This window comes from Variovorax sp. YR752 (genome assembly GCF_943372545.1).
Window position 1 is genome coordinate 1 of sequence record NZ_CALRZC010000075.1, and the last position, 17,435, is coordinate 17,435.

The following is a 17,435-nucleotide window of genomic DNA, read 5'->3' on the forward strand; positions in this document are numbered from 1 at the left end:
GCTGATCCGGCCGCTGATCCGCGCCAACGACAACCGCAAGCATGTCGTGCACGTGGTGGTGTTCTTCATCTTCATCGTCAGCAACGCCGGCGGTTCGCTGACGCCGCTGGGCGACCCGCCGCTGTTCCTCGGCTTCCTCAAGGGCGTCGACTTCTTCTGGACGATGAAGCACATCTTCCCGGAGACGCTGTTCCTGGTCGGCACGCTGCTCGCGCTGTTCTACCTGATCGACAGCTACTGGTACCGCAAGGAAGGCGTGCTGCCGCAGGACCCGACGCCTGACACGCCGAGCCTGGGCATCGACGGCGGCATCAACCTGCTGCCGCTGGGGGCGGTGGTCGTGCTGGTGCTGATGAGCGGCACCTGGAAGCCGGGCATCTCGTTCGACGTCTTCGGCACGCCGGTGGAACTGCAGCAGCTGGTGCGCGATGGCGGGCTGATCGTCGTGGCGCTGGTCTCGCTGGCGATCACGCCGAAGAGCGTGCGCGAAGCGAATCAGTTCTCCTGGGCGCCGATGCAGGAAGTGGCCAAGCTGTTCATCGGCATCTTCCTGACCATGATCCCGGTGCTGGCGATGCTCAAGGCGGGCGAGTCGGGTGCCTTTGCGGCCGTCACGCGCGCCGTCACCGGCGCCGACGGCCAGCCGCTGCCCTGGGCCTACTTCTGGTTCAGCGGCGTGCTCAGTTCCTTCCTCGACAATGCGCCGACCTACCTGGTGTTCTTCAACCTGGCCGGCGGCGACCCGCAGGTGCTGATGACCACGCTCGCCTCGACCCTGGCCGCGGTGTCCGCCGGCTCGGTGTTCATGGGCGCCAACACCTACATCGGCAACGCGCCCAACTTCATGGTCAAGGCGATCGCCGAGGACCGCGGCATCCGCATGCCGAGCTTCTTCGGCTACATGGCGTGGTCGTGCGCGATCCTGCTGCCGCTGTTCGTGGTGATGACCTTCATCTGGTTCCGCTGATCGTTCTGCTGAAAGAAAGACCCGACATGACCCGACCTTCCGTGCTGGTGGCCCGCGCCGTCTTCCCCGACATCGTCGATCGGCTGCGCGTGCATTTCGACGTCGAGGACAACGCGGCCGACCGCATCTTCACCAAGCCCGAGCTGATCGCGAAGCTGCAGGGCAAGGCCGGTGCCTTCATCACCGGCAGCGAGCGCATCGACGCCGAGGTGCTGGCCGCCAACCCGCAGCTGCGCGCGGTGTGCAACATGGCGGTGGGCTACAACAACATCGACGTCGACGCCTGCAACGCGCGCGGCGTGCTGGCCACCAACACGCCCGACGTGCTGACCGAGACCACGGCCGACTTCGGCTTCGCGCTGATGATGTCCGCCGCGCGGCGCATGGCCGAGAGCGAACACTTCCTGCGCCGTGGCGAGTGGACCCGCTGGGCCTACGACATGTTCACCGGCAGCGACGTTCACGGCGCGACCCTGGGCATCCTCGGCATGGGCCGCATCGGCCAGGCGATCGCACGGCGCGGTGCGCTCGGCTTCGGCATGAAGGTGATCTATCACAACCGCAGCCGCCTCGCGCCTGAGCAGGAGGCACCGATCGGCGCACGCTACGTCAGCAAGGAAGAACTGCTGCGCGAGTCCGATCACCTGGTGCTGGTCGTGCCCTACTCGGCGGCCAGCCACCACGCGATCGGTGCGGCCGAACTGGCGCTGATGAAGCCAAGCGCGACGCTGACCAACGTCGCGCGCGGCGGTGTGGTCGACGATGCCGCGCTGGCCGCGGCCTTGCGCGCGAAGACCATCGCCGCGGCGGCGCTCGACGTGTTCGAGGGCGAGCCCCTGGTGCATCCGGATCTGCTGACCGTGCCCAACGTCGTGCTGACGCCGCACATCGCCAGCGCGACGGTGGCCACGCGGCGCGCGATGGCCGACCTCGCGGTCGACAACCTCATCGCCGCGCTGACCGGCGCGGCGCCGCCGACGCCGGTCAACCCGCAGGTGCTGCCGCTTCGCTAGGGAGTGCGGGCGCCTGGGCGCGGGGCTAGCCTGACACGTCGATCCGACACGAGGAGACGAAGCGATGCTCAGCGACGCACAACTGCGGCAGATCATGCCGCACCTCGCCGCGGCGAAGGCCGCCTCCTTCCTGCCGCACCTGAACGACGCGATGGCGCGCTGGGAGGTCAACACGCTGGCGCGCACCGCGGCCTTCGTCGCGCAGCTCGCCCATGAGTCCGGCGAGTTCCGCTGGATGGAGGAGCTGTGGGGGCCGACCGCCGCGCAGCAGCGCTACGAACCGCCCGCCGACCTGGCGGCACGGCTGGGCAACACCGAGCCCGGCGACGGCAAGCGCTACAAGGGGCGCGGGCCGATCCAGGTCACCGGGCGCAGCAACTACCAGCGCTTCGGCAAGCTGCTCGGCATCGACCTGGTCGGGCAGCCGGAACTGGCGGCCACACCCGCAGTCGGCTTCCAGATCGCCGGCGCGTTCTGGAAGAGCAATGGCCTGAACGAGCTGGCCGATGCCGGCGACTTCCTGAAGATCACCAAGCGCATCAACGGCGGCACCAATGGTCTCGAGGACCGGCGCAAGTACCACGCGCAGGCGCTGGCGGTGCTCGAGGGCGGTTTCGAGCCCGGCCCGGCACCGGCCGTCACGCGCGGGCGCCGCGCCGCGCCGGCCGGGATGCTCGAGCCGCTGACCCGCGGGCACGAAGCGATCCGTGCCCGCCCCCGACGCGGGCCCTGATCGCCGCGCGACGCCCCGGTTCCTGCGGAGTTTCCCGCTGGGTGGAATTCCTGCCTGTGGGCGGGAAGTTTTCCCTCGTGGTTCGCTGCGCGGGACACAAGCATCGCGGCATAAACACCGCCCGCAAGTCCCCCATTCCGGTTCCGGCCCGCCACATCGCCTTCGCCGCCACGATGGCCTGCGTTGCGCCGGAAGGCTTCACGCAGGAGAGCGCGACGTCGAGCACGACGCGGCCCGCGGCCGTCACCTCGCTGCCCTTCGTTGCCGTGACCGGCACGCTGCCGCGCTCGCTGGAGGCGGTGCCGGGCTCGAGCAGCATCGTCGGAGCGCGTGAGCTGGAGGCGCAGCGGCCCTACTCGGTGCGCGAAGCGCTGCAGGGCGTGCCGGGGCTGCACGTGGTCGGCGAGGATGCCTTCGGCCTGAACCTGAACATCGGCATCCGCGGCCTCGACCCGCGCCGCACCAGCCGCACGCTGCTGCTCGAAGACGGCATGCCGATCCACCTCGCGCCCTACAGCGACCCGTCGGCGCACTACCACACGCCGCTGGAGCGGGTCGAGCGCATCGAGGTCATCAAGGGCTCCGGCCAGATCGTGCACGGCCCGCAGACCGTCGGCGGGGTGATCAACTTCGTCACCCGGCCGGTGCCGCGCAGCTTCGGCGGTGATGCCGAAGTCGCCGCCGGCACACGCTCGTTCGGCCGCATCGGCGCCGGTGTGGGCAGCGGCGGCAGCTGGGGCGGCTGGCGCATCGACGCCCTGCAGCGCCAGGGTGACGGCAGCCGCGACGGCAGCCACCACCGGGTGCGCGATGTCTCGGCCAAGGCCGAGTTCGACCTCACGCCCAGCCAGTCGCTGCGCCTCAAGCTGGGCTACTACGAGGAGGACTCGAAGTTCGGCGAAGGTGGCCTCGACCAGGCGCGCTTCGACGCCGACCCGTACCAGAACGCCTTCCGCAACGACGTCTTCGAGCTCGAGCGCACGTCGTTCCAGGCGCTGCACGGCATCGATCTCGCAGAGGGTGTACGCCTGTCGACGCAGATCTACTACCAGAAAACCGACCGCGCCTCCTACCGCCAGCTCGACGCCGTGGTCGAGCCCGAGGTCGAGGACGGCGTGGCCGAGAAGGAGTTCGAGGAGCTGCGCTTCGACGAGGTGGGCGCCGACGGCAGCGGCATCGTCGCCAGCTGCCCGGAAGGCATCGACTACACGGTGGCCGGCGGCTTCGAGCAGTTCGCCGCTGTCTGCGGCAACCAGATGCGCCCGCGCAGCTACGAGTTCTACGGCGTCGAGCCGCGGCTGCAGTGGTCGCACGGCGGCTTCGGCCTGCGCAACGAGCTGGTCGCCGGCGTGCGGCTGCACCAGGAGCGCATCAACCGCAAGCGCTACAACGGCGCCTTCGCCACCGCGCGCGAGGACTCGCCGGGCACCGGCCTGCGCGACGAGTTCGACATCGAGACCGATGCCGTGGCGGCCTATGTGCAGAACACCTTCCTGGCCGGCGACTGGTCGGTCACGCCGGGCCTGCGCTACGAGAACTACCGGCAGCGCAACACCATCACGCAGGACGAGTTCGCGCCGGTCGAGCCGGCGAGCCGCAGCTCGCAGCGCAACACCGAGCTGCTGCCCGGCCTGGGCGTGACCTGGTTCGGCCTGCCCGACACCACCTTCTTCGCTGGCGTGCACCGCGGCATCGCACCGCCGCGGCCGGATGCCAACCTGCCGCCGGGCGATGAAGAGCTGCGCAAGGTCGACCCCGAGCTGAGCACGAACATCGAGATCGGCGTGCGCACCATGCCGCGCCGCGGCCTGCAGCTCGAGGCCACGCTGTTCCAGATCGATTTCAAGAACCAGATCCTGCCCGGCTATGCCGTCGGCCTGGCGCAGACCTTCGCGAACGCCGGCCGCACGCTCAACCGCGGCGTCGAGCTGGCCGGCCGCGCCGACTTCGGCACGCTGACCGGCGCCAGCCACAACGTGTTCGTCGCCGGCAGCCTCACGCACCTGGCGACGGCGCGCTTCGACAGCGACCTGCTCTCGCCCGACTTCGGCGACGAGGAAGAGACCACCGACTTCGTCAACGTGCGCGGCAAGCGGTTGCCCTATGCGCCGCGCAACATGCTGAGTGCGCAGCTGGGCTTCGAGCATGCTTCCGGCTGGTCGACCCAGCTCGGCCTGACGCACGTCGGCGCGCAGTACAGCGATGCGGTCAATTCGGTGGCGCCGGCAGCGGACGGCCAGTCGGGCCGGATTCCCGCCTACACGCTGTTCAACCTGTCGGCCAACCTGCCGCTGAAGGCGCAGGGGCTGACGCTGTACGCCAGCATCACCAACCTCGCCGACCGCCAGTACCTGGTCAGCCGCGTCAACGGCGCCTTTGCCGGCGCGCCGCGGCAGGCCTTCGTCGGCGCCAAGCTGCGCTTCTGAACGGCGGGCGGGCCGGGCAGGGCGCCCGGCCTCTCCCGCGTCAGGCCTTCTTGAGCTGAGCCGTATCGAAGGGCAGGCTGCGCAGCCGCTTGCCGGTCGCCGCGAAGATGGCATTGGCCACCGCCGGCGCGATCGGCGGCGTGCCGGGTTCGCCGATGCCGCCGGGTTTCTCGCTGCTGGCCACGATGTGCACTTCCACCTTCGGCATCTCGGTCAAACGCAGCACCGGGTAGTCGTGGAAGTTGCCCTGCTGCACGCGCCCGTCCTTGAAGTCGATGCGGCCGTACAGCGCCGCCGACAGGCCGTAGACGATGCCGCCCTCGATCTGCCGCTCGATGGTCTGCGGGTTGACCGTCATGCCGCAGTCCACCGCGGCGACGACGCGGTGCACCTTGGGCGTGCCGTCGGCCGCCAGCGACACCTCGACCACCTCGGCCACGTAGCTGCCGAAACTCTGCGCCACCGCGATGCCGCGGAACACGCCGGCCGGCAGCGCCGAGCCCCAGCCGGCCTTCTGCGCGGCCAGTTCGAGCACGCCCTTGTAGCGCGGCTGCTTGCTCAGCAGCGCACGGCGGTACTCGTAGGGATCGGCCTTGGCGGCCGCAGCCAGCTCGTCGATGAAGCTCTCCATGAAGAAGATGTTCTGCGAGTGCCCCACCGAGCGCCAGAACCACACCTGCGGCCCCGGCTCCTGGCGGCCGTAGGCCAGGCGCTGGTTGGCGATGTCATACGGATGGTCGGCAATGCCTTCCATCGCGAAGCTGTCGACGCCGTTGTCCGGGATCTTCATGAAGCCCGACGCCGCCATGATCGACGGCGAGCCGACACCGCACTTGAGCATGGTCGGCTGGCCCTTGTCGTCGAGCGCCGCTTCGAACTTCGCCACCGCGGCCGGGCGGTAGAAGCCGGCCGCCATGTCGTCCTCGCGGGTGTAGATGAGCTTGACCGGCTTGCCGGAAATCTTCGACAGCAGCGTCGCGTCGATCGTGAAGTCGGGGGCGAAGCGCCGGCCGAAGCCGCCGCCGAGCAGCAGCGTGTTGACCCTCACCTTGGCCGGCGTCACCGAGGCCACCTGGCTGAGGATGCCCTGGTTCGGGCCCTGGCTCTGCGTGCCGGCCCAGATCTCGACCGTGTCGCCCTTCACCCAGGCGGTGCAGTTCAGCGGCTCCATGCAGGCGTGAGCGAGGTAGGGCGCCTCGTAGGTGGCGTCGACGGCCTTGGCGCTGGTCGCGGCGGCGTCCTTGACGTTGCCGGCATCGAGCGCGATCGCATCGGCATTGCCGGCGCCTTGCGCGAGCAGCGCCATCGCGCTGGCGGTGGACAGGTCCTTGGCGGCGCCCAGGTCCCAGTCGATCTTCAGCGCATCGCGGCCCTTCTTGGCCGCCCAGTAGCCGTCGGCCAGCACCGCCACGCCGTGCGGGATGGTGATGACCTGGCGCACGCCCTTGACCGCCTTGGCCGCCGCGTCGTCGACCTTCACCGCCTTGGCGCCGGGCTGCGGCGCGCGCGCCATCACGGCGATCAGCATGCCGGGCACCTGCGCGTCGATGCCGAACTTCGCCGTGCCGTTGATCTTGCCCGGCGTGTCGAGCCGGTTGGTGCGCTTGCCGAGGATGCGGAAGTCCTTCGCATCCTTCAGCTTCGGCTCGGCCGGCACCGGCAGCTTCGTCGCGGCCGGCACCAGCGCGCCGTAAGCGAGCTTCTTGCCACTCGTATGGATCACCTGGCCGGCCTCGGTGCGGCATTCGCCGGCCGGCACCTTCCACTGCGCAGCGGCAGCGGCGACGAGCATCTCGCGCGCCGCGGCGCCGGCCTTGCGCAGCGGCTCCCAGTGCGCACGCACCGTGGTGCTGCCGCCGGTGGCCTGCATGCCGAACATCGGGTTGTCGTAGGCCTTGTCCACCGGTGACTGCTCGACGCGCACCTTCTTCCAGTCGGCGTCGAGTTCCTCGGCAACCAACATCGGGATGGCGGTCAGCACGCCCTGGCCCATCTCGGCCGAGCCGCAGATGACGGTGACGGTGCCGTCGCCGGTGATGCGCAGCCAGGCGTTCGGTGCGAACACGACGGGCGTGGCGGCCTCGAGCCGGCCGGCGGCCAGCGGCAGTGCGAAGCCGATGGAGAGCGCGGCGCCGGTGCCGCTCTTCAGGAAGCCGCGGCGGGTGGTTTGCAGCGTGTCCATCTCAGGCTCCCTTCACCAGCGTGACCGAGGCGTCCTTGATGGCCGCGCGGATCTGGTTGTAGGTGCCGCAGCGGCAGATGTTGCCGCTCATCGCGCCGTCGATGTCGGCGTCGCTCGGCGCCTTCTTCTGCGCCAGCAGCGCACAGGCGCTCATGATCTGGCCGGATTGGCAGTAGCCGCACTGCGGCACGTCGATCTTCGCCCAGGCGGCCTGCACGGCCTGGCCGGTGCGCGTGCTGCCCACGCCTTCGATGGTGGTGATCTTCTTGCCGGCCGCCGCCGACACCGGCGTCGAGCAGGAGCGCACCGGCTGGCCGTCCAGGTGCACGGTGCAGGCGCCGCACAGCGCCATGCCGCAGCCGAACTTGGTGCCGGTCATGTTGAGGTTCTCGCGCAGCACCCACAGCAGCGGGGTGTCGGCCTCGGCGTCGACGCTCTTCGTCTTGCCGTTCACGTTCAGGGTGACCATCGATCGTGTCTCCATCGGATTGTTGAGCCCACCAAGGGCGCGGACGATACTCCTTTGCCGCCGTCTTTGCAGGCCGGCGCGCACAGGCGCGCTGTCACAATCCGGCCATGCTGGAATGGATCGTGATCGCGCTGGTGGCGCTGAACCTGGTGCTGCTGCTCGTGCTGCTGCTGCGCAAGGGGGATGGAGAGGAAACACAACGCGCGTTGCGCGAGGAGCAGGACCGCATCGGCCGCGAAGTGCGCGGCGAGGTGCAGGACAGCGCCCGCGGCACGCGCCAGGAGCTGAGCCAGGCGCTGGCGCTGTTCCAGCAGACGCTGCTGGCCCAGCAGGGCGACGTGGCGCGCACGCAGAACGAGCAGATCGACTCCTTCCGCACCCAGCTCGCCACCATGCAGCAGATGGTCGGCCAGTCGCTGCAGCAGGCGACGACCGCGCTGGCGCAGCAATCGCAGGCGGCACGCGAGTCGCAGGACGGTGCGCTCAAGCGCTTCGGCGATGCCTTCGGCGAGCAGATCGGCACCGTGCGCACGACCGTCGAGCAGCGCCTGCAGGCGATCCAGGCCGACAACGAGAAGAAGCTCGAGCAGATGCGCGCCACGGTGGACGAGAAGCTGCACGCCACGCTCGAGCAGCGCCTGGGCGAGAGCTTCAAGCAGGTGGCCGACCGGCTCGAGCAGGTCCACAAGGGCCTGGGCGAGATGCAGGGCCTGGCCAAGGACGTCGGCTCGCTCAACCGCGTGCTGACCAACGTGAAGACACGCGGCGTGTTCGGCGAGGTGCAACTCGCCGGTTTGCTGGAACAGGTGTTCACGCCCGAGCAGTACGCCACCAACGTCGAGACGGTGCCGGGCAGCCGCGAGCGGGTCGAGTTCGCGATCAAGCTGCCAGGCCAGCGCGCCGACGGCGTGCCGCTGTGGCTGCCGATCGACGCCAAGTTCCCGCGCGAGGACTACGAGCGATTGCTCGACGCGCAGGAGCGCGCCGATGCGCCCGCCGCTGAGATCGCCGGCAAGGCCATCGAGCAGCGCCTGCGCCTGGAGGCGAAGACCATCCGCGAGAAGTACGTCGCCCCGCCGCACACCACCGAGTTCGCCATCCTGTTCGTGCCCACCGAAGGCCTCTACGCCGAGGCGCTGCGCCGGCCCGGGCTGACCGAGTCGCTGCAGCGCGAGTACCGCGTGATGCTGACCGGCCCGACCACGCTGCTGGCCACGCTCAACAGCCTGCAGATGGGCTTCCGCACGCTGGCGCTGGAGAAGCGCAGTGCCGAGGTCTGGGAGGTGCTCGGCGCGGTGAAGACCGAGTTCGGCAAGTTCGGCGACGTGCTGGCCAAGACGCAGAAGAAGCTCAAGGAAGCCTCCGACACCATCGACGCGGCGCAGACGCGCACCAACGTGATGGCGCGCCGGCTGAAGTCGGTCGAAGGCCTGAGCGAACCGCGCACGCAGACGCTGCTGCCCGGCCTGGACGCTGCCAACGACGACGAGGACGTGTCCTGACGTGGATTCCGGCCTGGGCCGTGTGCTCGTCGCGCTGATCGTCGGCCAGATCTGCCTGCATTCCTGCATGACCGGCGTGCGCATGGCGGCGCCGCTGCAGGCCCTGCGCGAGGGCCATGCGGCCTGGGTGGTCGGCATCCTGATGGGGCTGTTCGCCGCCGCGCCGATCCTGCTCGCGCTGCAGGCCGGCCGGCTGGCCGACCGGCGCGGCTACCACCACCCGATGCGCATCGCCGTGGCGCTGACCGTGCTGGGCGGTGCGGTCGCGCTGGCCGTCACCTGGGTACCGCAGTGGACCTTTCCGGCCATGTGCGTGGCGGCGATGCTGGTCGGCGCCGGCGCCAACGTCGGCCTGATCGCGATCCAGCGCACCGCCGGTCGACACGCCAGCGACACCACCTCGCTCAAGCGTGTGTTCAGCTGGTTGGGCCTGGCGCCGGCACTGGCCAACGTGGTCGGCCCGGTGCTGGCCGGGGCGCTGATCGACCTCGGCGGCTTCCGCACCGCCTACGCGGTGCTGCTGGTGCTGCCACTGGCCGCGCTGGCGTGGGCGCGTCGGGTGCCGAAGGAGGTGCCGCGGCCGCGCCACGCCGATGCGAGCGCGCTGCGTGCCCGGGACCTGCTGCGCACGCCCGGCCTGCGCCGGCTGCTGGCGGTGAACTGGCTGCTCTCGTCGAGCTGGGACGTGCATGCCTTCCTGGTGCCCGTGCTCGGCCACGAGCGCGGCTTCTCGGCGTCGGCGATCGGGCTGGTGCTGGGGGTGTTCGCGATGTCCGTCGCGCTGGTGCGCCTGGCCATTCCGCTGATCGCGCAGCACCTGCGCGAGGGCCAGGTGCTGGCCGGTTGCATGCTGTGGACCGCCGGCGTGTTCGCGCTCTATCCGTTCGCCACGGCGGCCTGGTGGATGGGTGTGCTCGCCGCGGCGCTCGGGCTGGCACTCGGCGCGGTGCAGCCGATGATCATGACCACGCTGCACCAGATCACGCCGGCCGAGCGGCACGGCGAGGCGATTGCGCTGCGCTCGATGACGATCAACTTCTCCAGTGCGCTGATGCCCTTGCTGTTTGGCGCGCTCGGCGCGGCGGTCGGTGCCTCGGCGCTGTTCTGGCTGATGGGTCTGGCGGTGGGCGCCGGCAGCGTGCCGGCGCGGCGCATCGTGGCGCCAGGAGCCGGTGCCTGAATCAGAACTTGATCGTGCCGGGGGCGGGGGGCGCTTCGGCGGGGGGCGCGGCCGGTGCCGGGGCCGGGCGGCTCGCCGGCGTCGGTTCGCGGCGTTCGGTCAGCGGTTGCGGTGAGGCAAAGGCATAGCCGGGGGGCAACCTGGAAGCCTGCGGGTAACCGGCAGCGTCGAGGTAGCTGTTCCAGGTCTCGGGCGCCAGGCCCTTGAGCAACTGCGCGCCGATGGCCAGCACCGGAGCATCGCGGCCGCCGGTCAGCTTCACCAGGGCTTCACCATCCTCGCTCGTGACCACCTGCCGCTCGGTGTGGGGAATGCCGCGCTGGCGCAGCAGCGTCCTGGCCGCGTCGCAGGGTTCGCAGGCGGTGGAGAACGTGTAGAGGGTCACCGGGTAGCGGCCAGCCGCTTCGCGCAGCTCGATGGGCAGCGCGGGGGCGGAATCGGCGGTGCCCGTCGAGCGGGCGTTCATCGGACTGACCCGCCCCTCGGTGGTGGTCGGCGGCCTGTCGGTGTAGGTGATCTTGCCGTCCGGGCCGACCACCTTGTACAGCGCGAAGCTCGGTGTGGCGGCCAGGCAGGCGGCCGCAGCGATCGCCGCATGGAGCAGGCGGTGGCGGGGAAGCAGGCGCAGTGTCGAGGTCATGTCAGGCTCCGGCGCACGAAGGGTCGGCGCGCAGGCAATGGTACCCACGCGGGTGCCGGCCACAAGCCGTCGCGTGGGCAATTGCTCACACTGCGTCCGGCGGGCCGTCGTCCAGGCCCTGGTGCCGCAGCAGCGCATCGATACGCGGTTCGCGCCCGCGAAACGACTTGAAACTCTCCATCGCGCTGCGGCTGCCGCCGGCCTCGAGCACGCTCTCGCGGTAGCGCTTCCCGGTGGCCGTGTCGAGCACGCTGCCGCGTTGCGCGGCTTCCTCGAAGGCGCTCCAGGCGTCGGCCGAGAGCACCTCGGCCCACTTGTAGCTGTAGTAGCCGGCCGCATAGCCGCCGGCGAAGATGTGCGAGAAGCCGTGCAGAAAGCGGTTGAAGGCCGGTGTCGGCACGATCGCCACCTCGGCGCGCACCGCGTCGCACAGCGCGCCGATGTCCTGCTCGCTGCCCGGCTCGGCATGCAGCCGCATGTCGATCAGCGAGAACTCCACCTGGCGCAGCATCTGCAGCCCGCTGTGGAAGTTCTTCGCCGCCAGCATGCGGTCGAACAGCACGCGCGGCAGCGGCTCGCCACTGTCGACATGGGCGCTCAGGCGCTGCAGCACCTCCCACTCCCAGCACAGGTTCTCCATGAACTGGCTGGGCAGTTCGACGGCATCCCACTCGACGCCGGAGATGCCCGACACGCCCAGTTCGTCGACCTGCGTCAGCAGGTGGTGCAGACCGTGGCCGAACTCGTGGAACAGCGTCTGCACGTCGTCGTGGGTCAGCAGCGCGGGCCGGCCTTCGACCGGCGGCGCGAAGTTGCACACCAGGTGGGCCACCGGCGTCTGCAGCGAGCCGCCCGGGCGCGCCCAGCGCGAGCGCGTGCCGTCCATCCAGGCGCCCGGGCGCTTGCCGGGGCGGGCGTGCGGGTCGAGGTAGAACTGGCCGAGCAGGCGCGGCGCCGCGTCGCCCGTCGCTGCCGGCCGCTCGATGCGGAAGAAGCGCACGCTGGGGTGCCAGACGGGCGCTTCGTCGGCGCGGATTCGCACCTCGAACAGCGTCTCGACGATGCGGAACAGCCCGTCGAGCACACGTTCCTGGACGAAGTACGGCTTGACCTCCTGATCACTGAAGGCGTAGCGCTGCTCCTTCAGCCGCTCGCTGGCGAACGGGATGTCCCAGGCCTGCAGCTCGTTCAGGCCGAGTTGATCGCGCGCGAAGGCGCGCAACTCGGCGAGGTCGCGCTCGGCGCCCGGGCGGGCGCGCTTCGCGAGGTCGCGCAGGAAACCGATCACCTGCTGCGCAGACTCGGCCATCTTCGGCACCAGCGAGACCTCGGCGTAGCTCGCTCGTCCGAGCAGCTTCGCCTCTTCCTGGCGCAGCGCGAGCAGTTCGCGCATCAGCGGGCCGTTGTCGAGCGCGACGGGGCCCAGCTCGCTGGCACGCGTCACGTAGGCGGTGTAGAGCTTCTCGCGCAAGCGCCGGTTGCGGCCGTACTGCATCACCGGGAAGTAGCTCGGGAAGTGCAGCGTCAGCTTGCAGCCTTCGAGTCCTTCGGCCTGCGCGGCCGCCTTCGCCGCCTGGACGACGTCGTCCGGCACGCCGTCGAGTTCGGCCTCGCTGGCGTAGTGCGCGAAGCCGTCGGTCGCGTCGAGAACGTGCTCGGAAAACTGCCGCGACAACTCGGCCTGGCGTTCCTGGATCTGGGCGAAGCGCTGCCGGGCCTCGCCCTGCAGTTCGGCGCCGGCGAGCACGAAGTCGCGCACGGCGTGGGCCAGCGCCTGGCGGCGTGCCGGCTTCAATGCTGCCGCAGCCGGCGCGGCAAGCACGGCCTTGTACTTGGCGAACAGTCGTTCGTCGGCACCCATGCGGGTGTGGAACTCGGTGATTCGCGGCAGGTTCTCGGTGTAGGCGGCGCGCAGCGCCGGCGTGTCCATCACCGCATTGAGATGGCGCACCACACCCCAGGCACGCGACAGCCGCTCGGTGGCGACATCGAGCACGGCGCTGAGCGCGTCGTAGTCGGCCGGCACTGCATCGCCTACCGCCCGCTCCAGCGCCGCGTTCGCCTCGGCCAGCAGCACGTCCACCGCGGGCCCGACGTGCTCTGGGCGGATGGTCTCGTAGGCGGGCAGGGCGTCGAGCTGCAGCAGCGGGTTGTCCATCGTCGTGTGCGGTGTCTCAGGCGTTCGGTATGGCGAGGGCGTGCTCGGCGGCCTCGATCGTGTTGACCAGCAGCATGGCCCGCGTCATCGGGCCGACGCCGCCGGGCACCGGCGTGATCGCGCCAGCTACGACCGACACACCGGCGAAGTCGACGTCGCCGCACAGCTTGCCGTGGTCGTCGCGGTTCATGCCGACGTCGATGATCACCGCACCCGGCTTGACCATGTCGGCGGTCAGGACGTTGCGCTTGCCGACCGCCACGACGACGATGTCCGCCTGCTTCGTGTGGTGCGCCAGGTCGGGCGTGGCGCTGTGGCAGACGGTCACCGTCGCGCTCGCCTGCAACAGCATCATGGCCATCGGCTTGCCGACGATGTTGCTGCGGCCGATCACCACGGCATGCTTGCCCTTGGGGTCGCAGCCGATCGATTCGAGCATCTTCATGCAGCCGTAGGGCGTGCAGGCCTTGAAGCCGGGCCGGCCGATCATCAGCGCGCCGGCGCTGGCGACGTGGAAGCCGTCGACATCCTTCGCCGGCGAGATCGTCTCGATGACCTTGTTGGCATCGATGTGCCGCGGCAGCGGCAACTGCACCAGGATGCCGTGGATATCCGGATCGGCATTGAGCGCACGGATGCGCGCCAGGAGTTCGGCCTCGGGCAGCGTCTCGGGGTGGCGATCGAGCACCGAATGCATGCCCACGCTCTCGCAGTCGGCGACCTTGTGCTTGACGTAGACCTGCGAGGCCGGGTTGTGGCCGACCAGGATCACCGCGAGGCCGGGGCGGTGGCCATGCTCGGCCAGTCTCGCCACGCGCCTGGCCACCTCGGCGCGGGTCTTCTTCGCCAGCGCGTTGCCGTCGATGAGTCGGGCGGTCGTGGGGGCGGTCATGTCGGGTCCTTCAAAGAACAAAGGCCGCTTCGCAGCGGCCTCGGGTGAAGTGGTTGAACGGTCAGGTCTTCGCCTGGGCGCCGAGCGCGATCTTCAGCAGGTCGGCCACCGTGTTGGCGTTGAGCTTTTCCATGATGTTGGCGCGGTGCGCCTCCACCGTCTTGATGCTGATGCCGAGATCATCGGCGATCTGCTTGTTCAGCCGGCCGGCGACGATGCGCTCGAGCACCTGCGCTTCGCGCGTGGTCAGGCGCGACAGCAGCGCGTCGCGGCTGGCGGCTTCCTGGTGCTGGCTGAAGGCGGCGCGTGCGCTGTCGAGCATGCGCTCGACCAGGCCGAGCAGTTCCTCTTCCTTGAAGGGCTTCTCGATGAAGTCCATCGCACCCTTCTTCATCGTCGTCACGGCCATCGGCACGTCGCCATGGCCGGTGATGAAGACGATGGGCAGCGGGCTCTTGCGCTCCATCAGGCGGTCCTGCAGTTCGAGGCCGCTCATGCCGTCCATGCGGATGTCGGCGATCAGGCAGGCCACCTCGCGCGGGTCGAAGCGCGACAGGAAGGACTCGGCCGAGTCGAAGCACTTGACGCGGTAGTCCTTGCCCTCGAGCAGCCACTGCAGCGAGTCACGCACGGCTTCGTCATCGTCGACGACGTAGACGGTGCCCTTCTTGGGGATCAGGCTCATGAGACGGCGGTGGGGTTAGGGGTCGCGGTCTTGCTCGTCGATTCGGCGTCGCTGCGGGTGATGTCCACCGGCAGCGTGAACGAGAATCTGCAGCCCACGACGGAGTCGCCATTGTAGAGGTTCTGCGCCTTGATCCGCCCTCGGTGGCTCTCGATGATCGAGCGGCACAGCGACAGGCCGATGCCCAGGCCGTCGGTCTTGGTCGAGAAGAACGCCTCGTACATGCGGGCGATCACCTCCTCCTTGAGGCCGGGGCCCATGTCGGTGACCGTGAACTCGATCACGCCCCCTTCCTCGGGGGTGTGGCGCGGCACGACGCGCAGCTCGATGTTGCGGCGCTTGGGCGGCAGGCCGGCGTTGTCGATCGCCTCGGCGGCGTTCTTCACCAGGTTGAGCACCACCTGCTCGATCAGGATCGGGTCGACCATCAGCGTCGGCAGGCGCTGCGCGACGTAGGTCGAGATCGCCACGTTGCGGCGGCGTAGCTCGATGCCGGCGAGTTCGACCGCGTCCTCGACGATGTCCCTCGCCTGCGCAGGCTGGCGCTGCGGCTCGCTGCGTTTCACGAAGGCGCGGATGCGGTGGATGATCTGCCCGGCACGCTGTGCCTGGCGCGCGGTCTTCTCCAGCGCGGCGATCAGGTCGTCCTTGCCGATCTGGTCGTTGCGCACGCGGCTGACCATGCCGTTGCAGTAGTTGGTGATCGCGGTCAGCGGCTGGTTGAGCTCGTGCGCCACTGACGAGGCCATCTCTCCCATGGTCACCAGGCGGCTGGTCACCTGCGCCTTCTCGGCCTGGTTGGCGGCCAGGCTCTCGGCGTTGCGGCGCGCGCTGATGTCGGTAGCGATCAGCATCTGCGCCAGCCGCCCGTCGGTCCACTGCAGGTAGCGCGTGCGCACGTCGAACCACTTGCGCAGCGGCTCGATGAAGACCTCGCGCGAGTCGGAGCCGGCCTCGGTCAGCTCGGTGGTCGGCAGGCCGCCGAGCGACTCGATGGTGTCGCCGAACTCGCTGTTCTCGAACGGCGAGGGCTCGCTGCCGGCGAGCAGCGCATGGCCGCGGGCATCGGCGCCGAACCACAGGCGGTAGGAGCGGTTGGCGAACAGCAACTCGGCCTGCTGCACGCTGAGCACCGACACGGCCGCGTCCAGCCCTTCCAGCACCGTCGTGAAGCGTTCGTGCGAGGCGGAGAGCTGGTCGCGGATGCGCTTGGCCTCGGTGATGTTGGTCATCGAGGTCATCCAGCCGGTCTGCTGGCCGCGCGGGTCGATCAGCGGCGAGACGTACATGCGCGAGTCGAACAGCGAGCCGTCCTTGCGCATCACCTTGACCTCGATGCCGCCGGCCGGGCTGCGGCCCTGCAGTTCCTGCTGCAGCAGGCGGTTGTTCTCCTCGAAGCGATCGGGCGGCCAGTAGGGGAAGGGCGGGCGGCGGCCGATCAGCTCCGACTCGAGGAAGCCGGTCATCGCGCAGAAGGCCGGGTTCACGTAGGTGATGCGGCCGTCCATGTCCATCGCGCGCATGCCGGTCAGCATGGAGTTCTCCATCGCCCGGCGGAAGTTGGTCTCGGTGACCAGCGCACTCTGCATCTGCAGCCGCCGGCGCATGTGGCGCCAGGTGCCCAGCAGCATCCACACCGTCAGCACCGACAGCGCGGCGACCATCCAGAACAGCGTGTTGGAGATCAGGCCGATCGAGGTGCGATAGCCCTGGCCGCGCAGGAACAGGCCGTTGCCGGCTGGCGCCACCGGCACGTCGTGCACGATCTGCGCGCGCCGTGAGTTGGCGCCGGGCATCGAGGTGACGGTGCTGGCCAGCGTGCGGTCGCTGGCGTCGAGCAGCGCGATCGCGTGGCGGTTCGACACCTCGGCCGGCACGAAGTAGCGCACCAGGCTCTCGACCGAATACTCCGCCACCAGCGAGCCGGCAAAGGCGGCGCGGTCGATCAGCGGAACGTGGACCTGGAACACCGCGGTGCCGTGGCGGTCGGTGAAGGGCCGCGAGTAGACCGGCTGGCGCAGTTCGCGCGCGGCGTCGTACGCCGCCTCGGGCTCGGGTGGCCGCGGGTTGTCGGCCGACTCGGGGACCGCACCGGTCTCGGCCAGGAAGGTGGTGGCCGAGTAGCTGGCCTTGCGCGCGCGGTTCGGCCCGATCCAGACCAGCGCGGTGATCTCCGGCCGTTCGCGGGTGAACGAGGCGGCCTGGCCGAGGAACTCTTCCTGGTCGATGACGCGCGTGCCGATCTCGCGCGCGATGCGCACCAGCTGCTCCTGGTTCTCGATCAGGCGCAGGCGGATCTGCTGCTGGGCGATCTCGGTGTCGCGCTTCACCGAGGCCTGCTCACGCTCCAATTCCTCGTTGCGCAAGTACCAGAAGGCCGAGATGATCGCCGCGAGGAACAGCAGCACCGACACCAGCGGGCCGAGCGTGGCATAGCGGTCCTGGCGGGCTGGCGACTGGCGCCGCCACCAGCGGCCGAACAGGCGCTGCGGCCAGCTCTTTGCGGCTCGCGCCGGCATGGCCGCGTCGTGTACGGGTTGCATCTGCGCATTATCGGCGGCAGCTTGCGCCGACCGGCTCGCGCACTC

At 69.8% G+C, this 17,435-nt stretch carries 13 protein-coding genes; 6 read left to right on the forward strand and 7 right to left on the reverse strand.

The window, feature by feature from the left end:
• From AAG801_RS18695 to AAG801_RS18710, 4 genes are all read left to right on the forward strand, one after another.
• Positions 1-967 (forward strand): sodium:proton antiporter (locus AAG801_RS18695; protein WP_341889694.1); only part of this gene is annotated, 967 nt, incomplete at its 5' end.
• 26 nt (positions 968-993) lie between these two features.
• Positions 994-1,980 (forward strand): D-glycerate dehydrogenase, encoded by a 987-nt coding sequence (locus tag AAG801_RS18700; RefSeq protein WP_341889695.1) that lies wholly within the window; start codon positions 994-996, stop codon positions 1,978-1,980.
• Between the two features lie 64 nt (positions 1,981-2,044).
• A complete protein-coding gene (locus AAG801_RS18705; RefSeq protein WP_341889696.1) occupies positions 2,045-2,713 on the forward strand; it encodes a glycoside hydrolase family 19 protein in 669 nt (222 codons plus the stop codon).
• A 173-nt stretch (positions 2,714-2,886) separates the two neighbouring features.
• Positions 2,887-5,139, forward strand: coding sequence for a TonB-dependent receptor (locus tag AAG801_RS18710; RefSeq protein ID WP_341889697.1), 2,253 nt, complete (start codon positions 2,887-2,889; stop codon positions 5,137-5,139).
• A gap of 40 nt (positions 5,140-5,179) precedes the next feature.
• Here the strand turns inward: AAG801_RS18710 and AAG801_RS18715 are convergent, their stop codons facing one another.
• Both AAG801_RS18715 and AAG801_RS18720 read right to left on the reverse strand, forming a co-directional pair.
• Positions 5,180-7,321 (reverse strand): xanthine dehydrogenase family protein molybdopterin-binding subunit, encoded by a 2,142-nt coding sequence (locus AAG801_RS18715; protein WP_341889698.1) that lies wholly within the window; start codon positions 7,319-7,321, stop codon positions 5,180-5,182.
• A gap of 1 nt (position 7,322) precedes the next feature.
• The gene (locus AAG801_RS18720; protein ID WP_341889699.1) at positions 7,323-7,790 is read right to left on the reverse strand and encodes a (2Fe-2S)-binding protein; all 468 of its coding nucleotides are present in this window, start codon (positions 7,788-7,790) and stop codon (positions 7,323-7,325) included.
• 107 nt (positions 7,791-7,897) lie between these two features.
• Between AAG801_RS18720 and rmuC the strand changes: the two genes are divergently transcribed.
• Entirely contained in the window at positions 7,898-9,292 is a 1,395-nt protein-coding gene (gene rmuC, locus AAG801_RS18725; RefSeq protein ID WP_341889700.1) for a DNA recombination protein RmuC, read from the forward strand.
• A 1-nt stretch (position 9,293) separates the two neighbouring features.
• On the forward strand, positions 9,294-10,472 hold the full coding sequence (locus tag AAG801_RS18730) for an MFS transporter (protein WP_341889701.1): 1,179 nt from the start codon (positions 9,294-9,296) through the stop codon (positions 10,470-10,472).
• Between the two features lies 1 nt (position 10,473).
• Here the strand turns inward: AAG801_RS18730 and AAG801_RS18735 are convergent, their stop codons facing one another.
• From AAG801_RS18735 to AAG801_RS18755, 5 genes are all read right to left on the reverse strand, one after another.
• Positions 10,474-11,112: a glutaredoxin family protein gene (locus AAG801_RS18735; RefSeq protein ID WP_341889702.1), complete on the reverse strand. Its 639-nt coding sequence runs from the start codon at positions 11,110-11,112 to the stop codon at positions 10,474-10,476.
• Positions 11,113-11,197: 85 nt separating this feature from the next.
• The gene (locus AAG801_RS18740; protein WP_341889703.1) at positions 11,198-13,270 is read right to left on the reverse strand and encodes a M3 family metallopeptidase; all 2,073 of its coding nucleotides are present in this window, start codon (positions 13,268-13,270) and stop codon (positions 11,198-11,200) included.
• A 16-nt stretch (positions 13,271-13,286) separates the two neighbouring features.
• Complete coding sequence (gene folD, locus AAG801_RS18745) at positions 13,287-14,162, reverse strand: bifunctional methylenetetrahydrofolate dehydrogenase/methenyltetrahydrofolate cyclohydrolase FolD (protein ID WP_341889704.1); 876 nt, start codon at positions 14,160-14,162, stop codon at positions 13,287-13,289.
• 61 nt (positions 14,163-14,223) lie between these two features.
• Positions 14,224-14,847 carry a response regulator transcription factor gene (locus AAG801_RS18750; protein WP_341889705.1) on the reverse strand — a complete coding sequence of 208 codons (624 nt, stop codon included), beginning with the start codon at positions 14,845-14,847 and terminating at the stop codon, positions 14,224-14,226.
• Positions 14,844-17,366, reverse strand: coding sequence for a PAS domain S-box protein (locus AAG801_RS18755; RefSeq protein ID WP_341889713.1), 2,523 nt, complete (start codon positions 17,364-17,366; stop codon positions 14,844-14,846). Before AAG801_RS18755 ends, AAG801_RS18750 begins: the two co-directional genes overlap by 4 nt.
• Between the last annotated feature and the right edge of the window lie 69 nt (positions 17,367-17,435).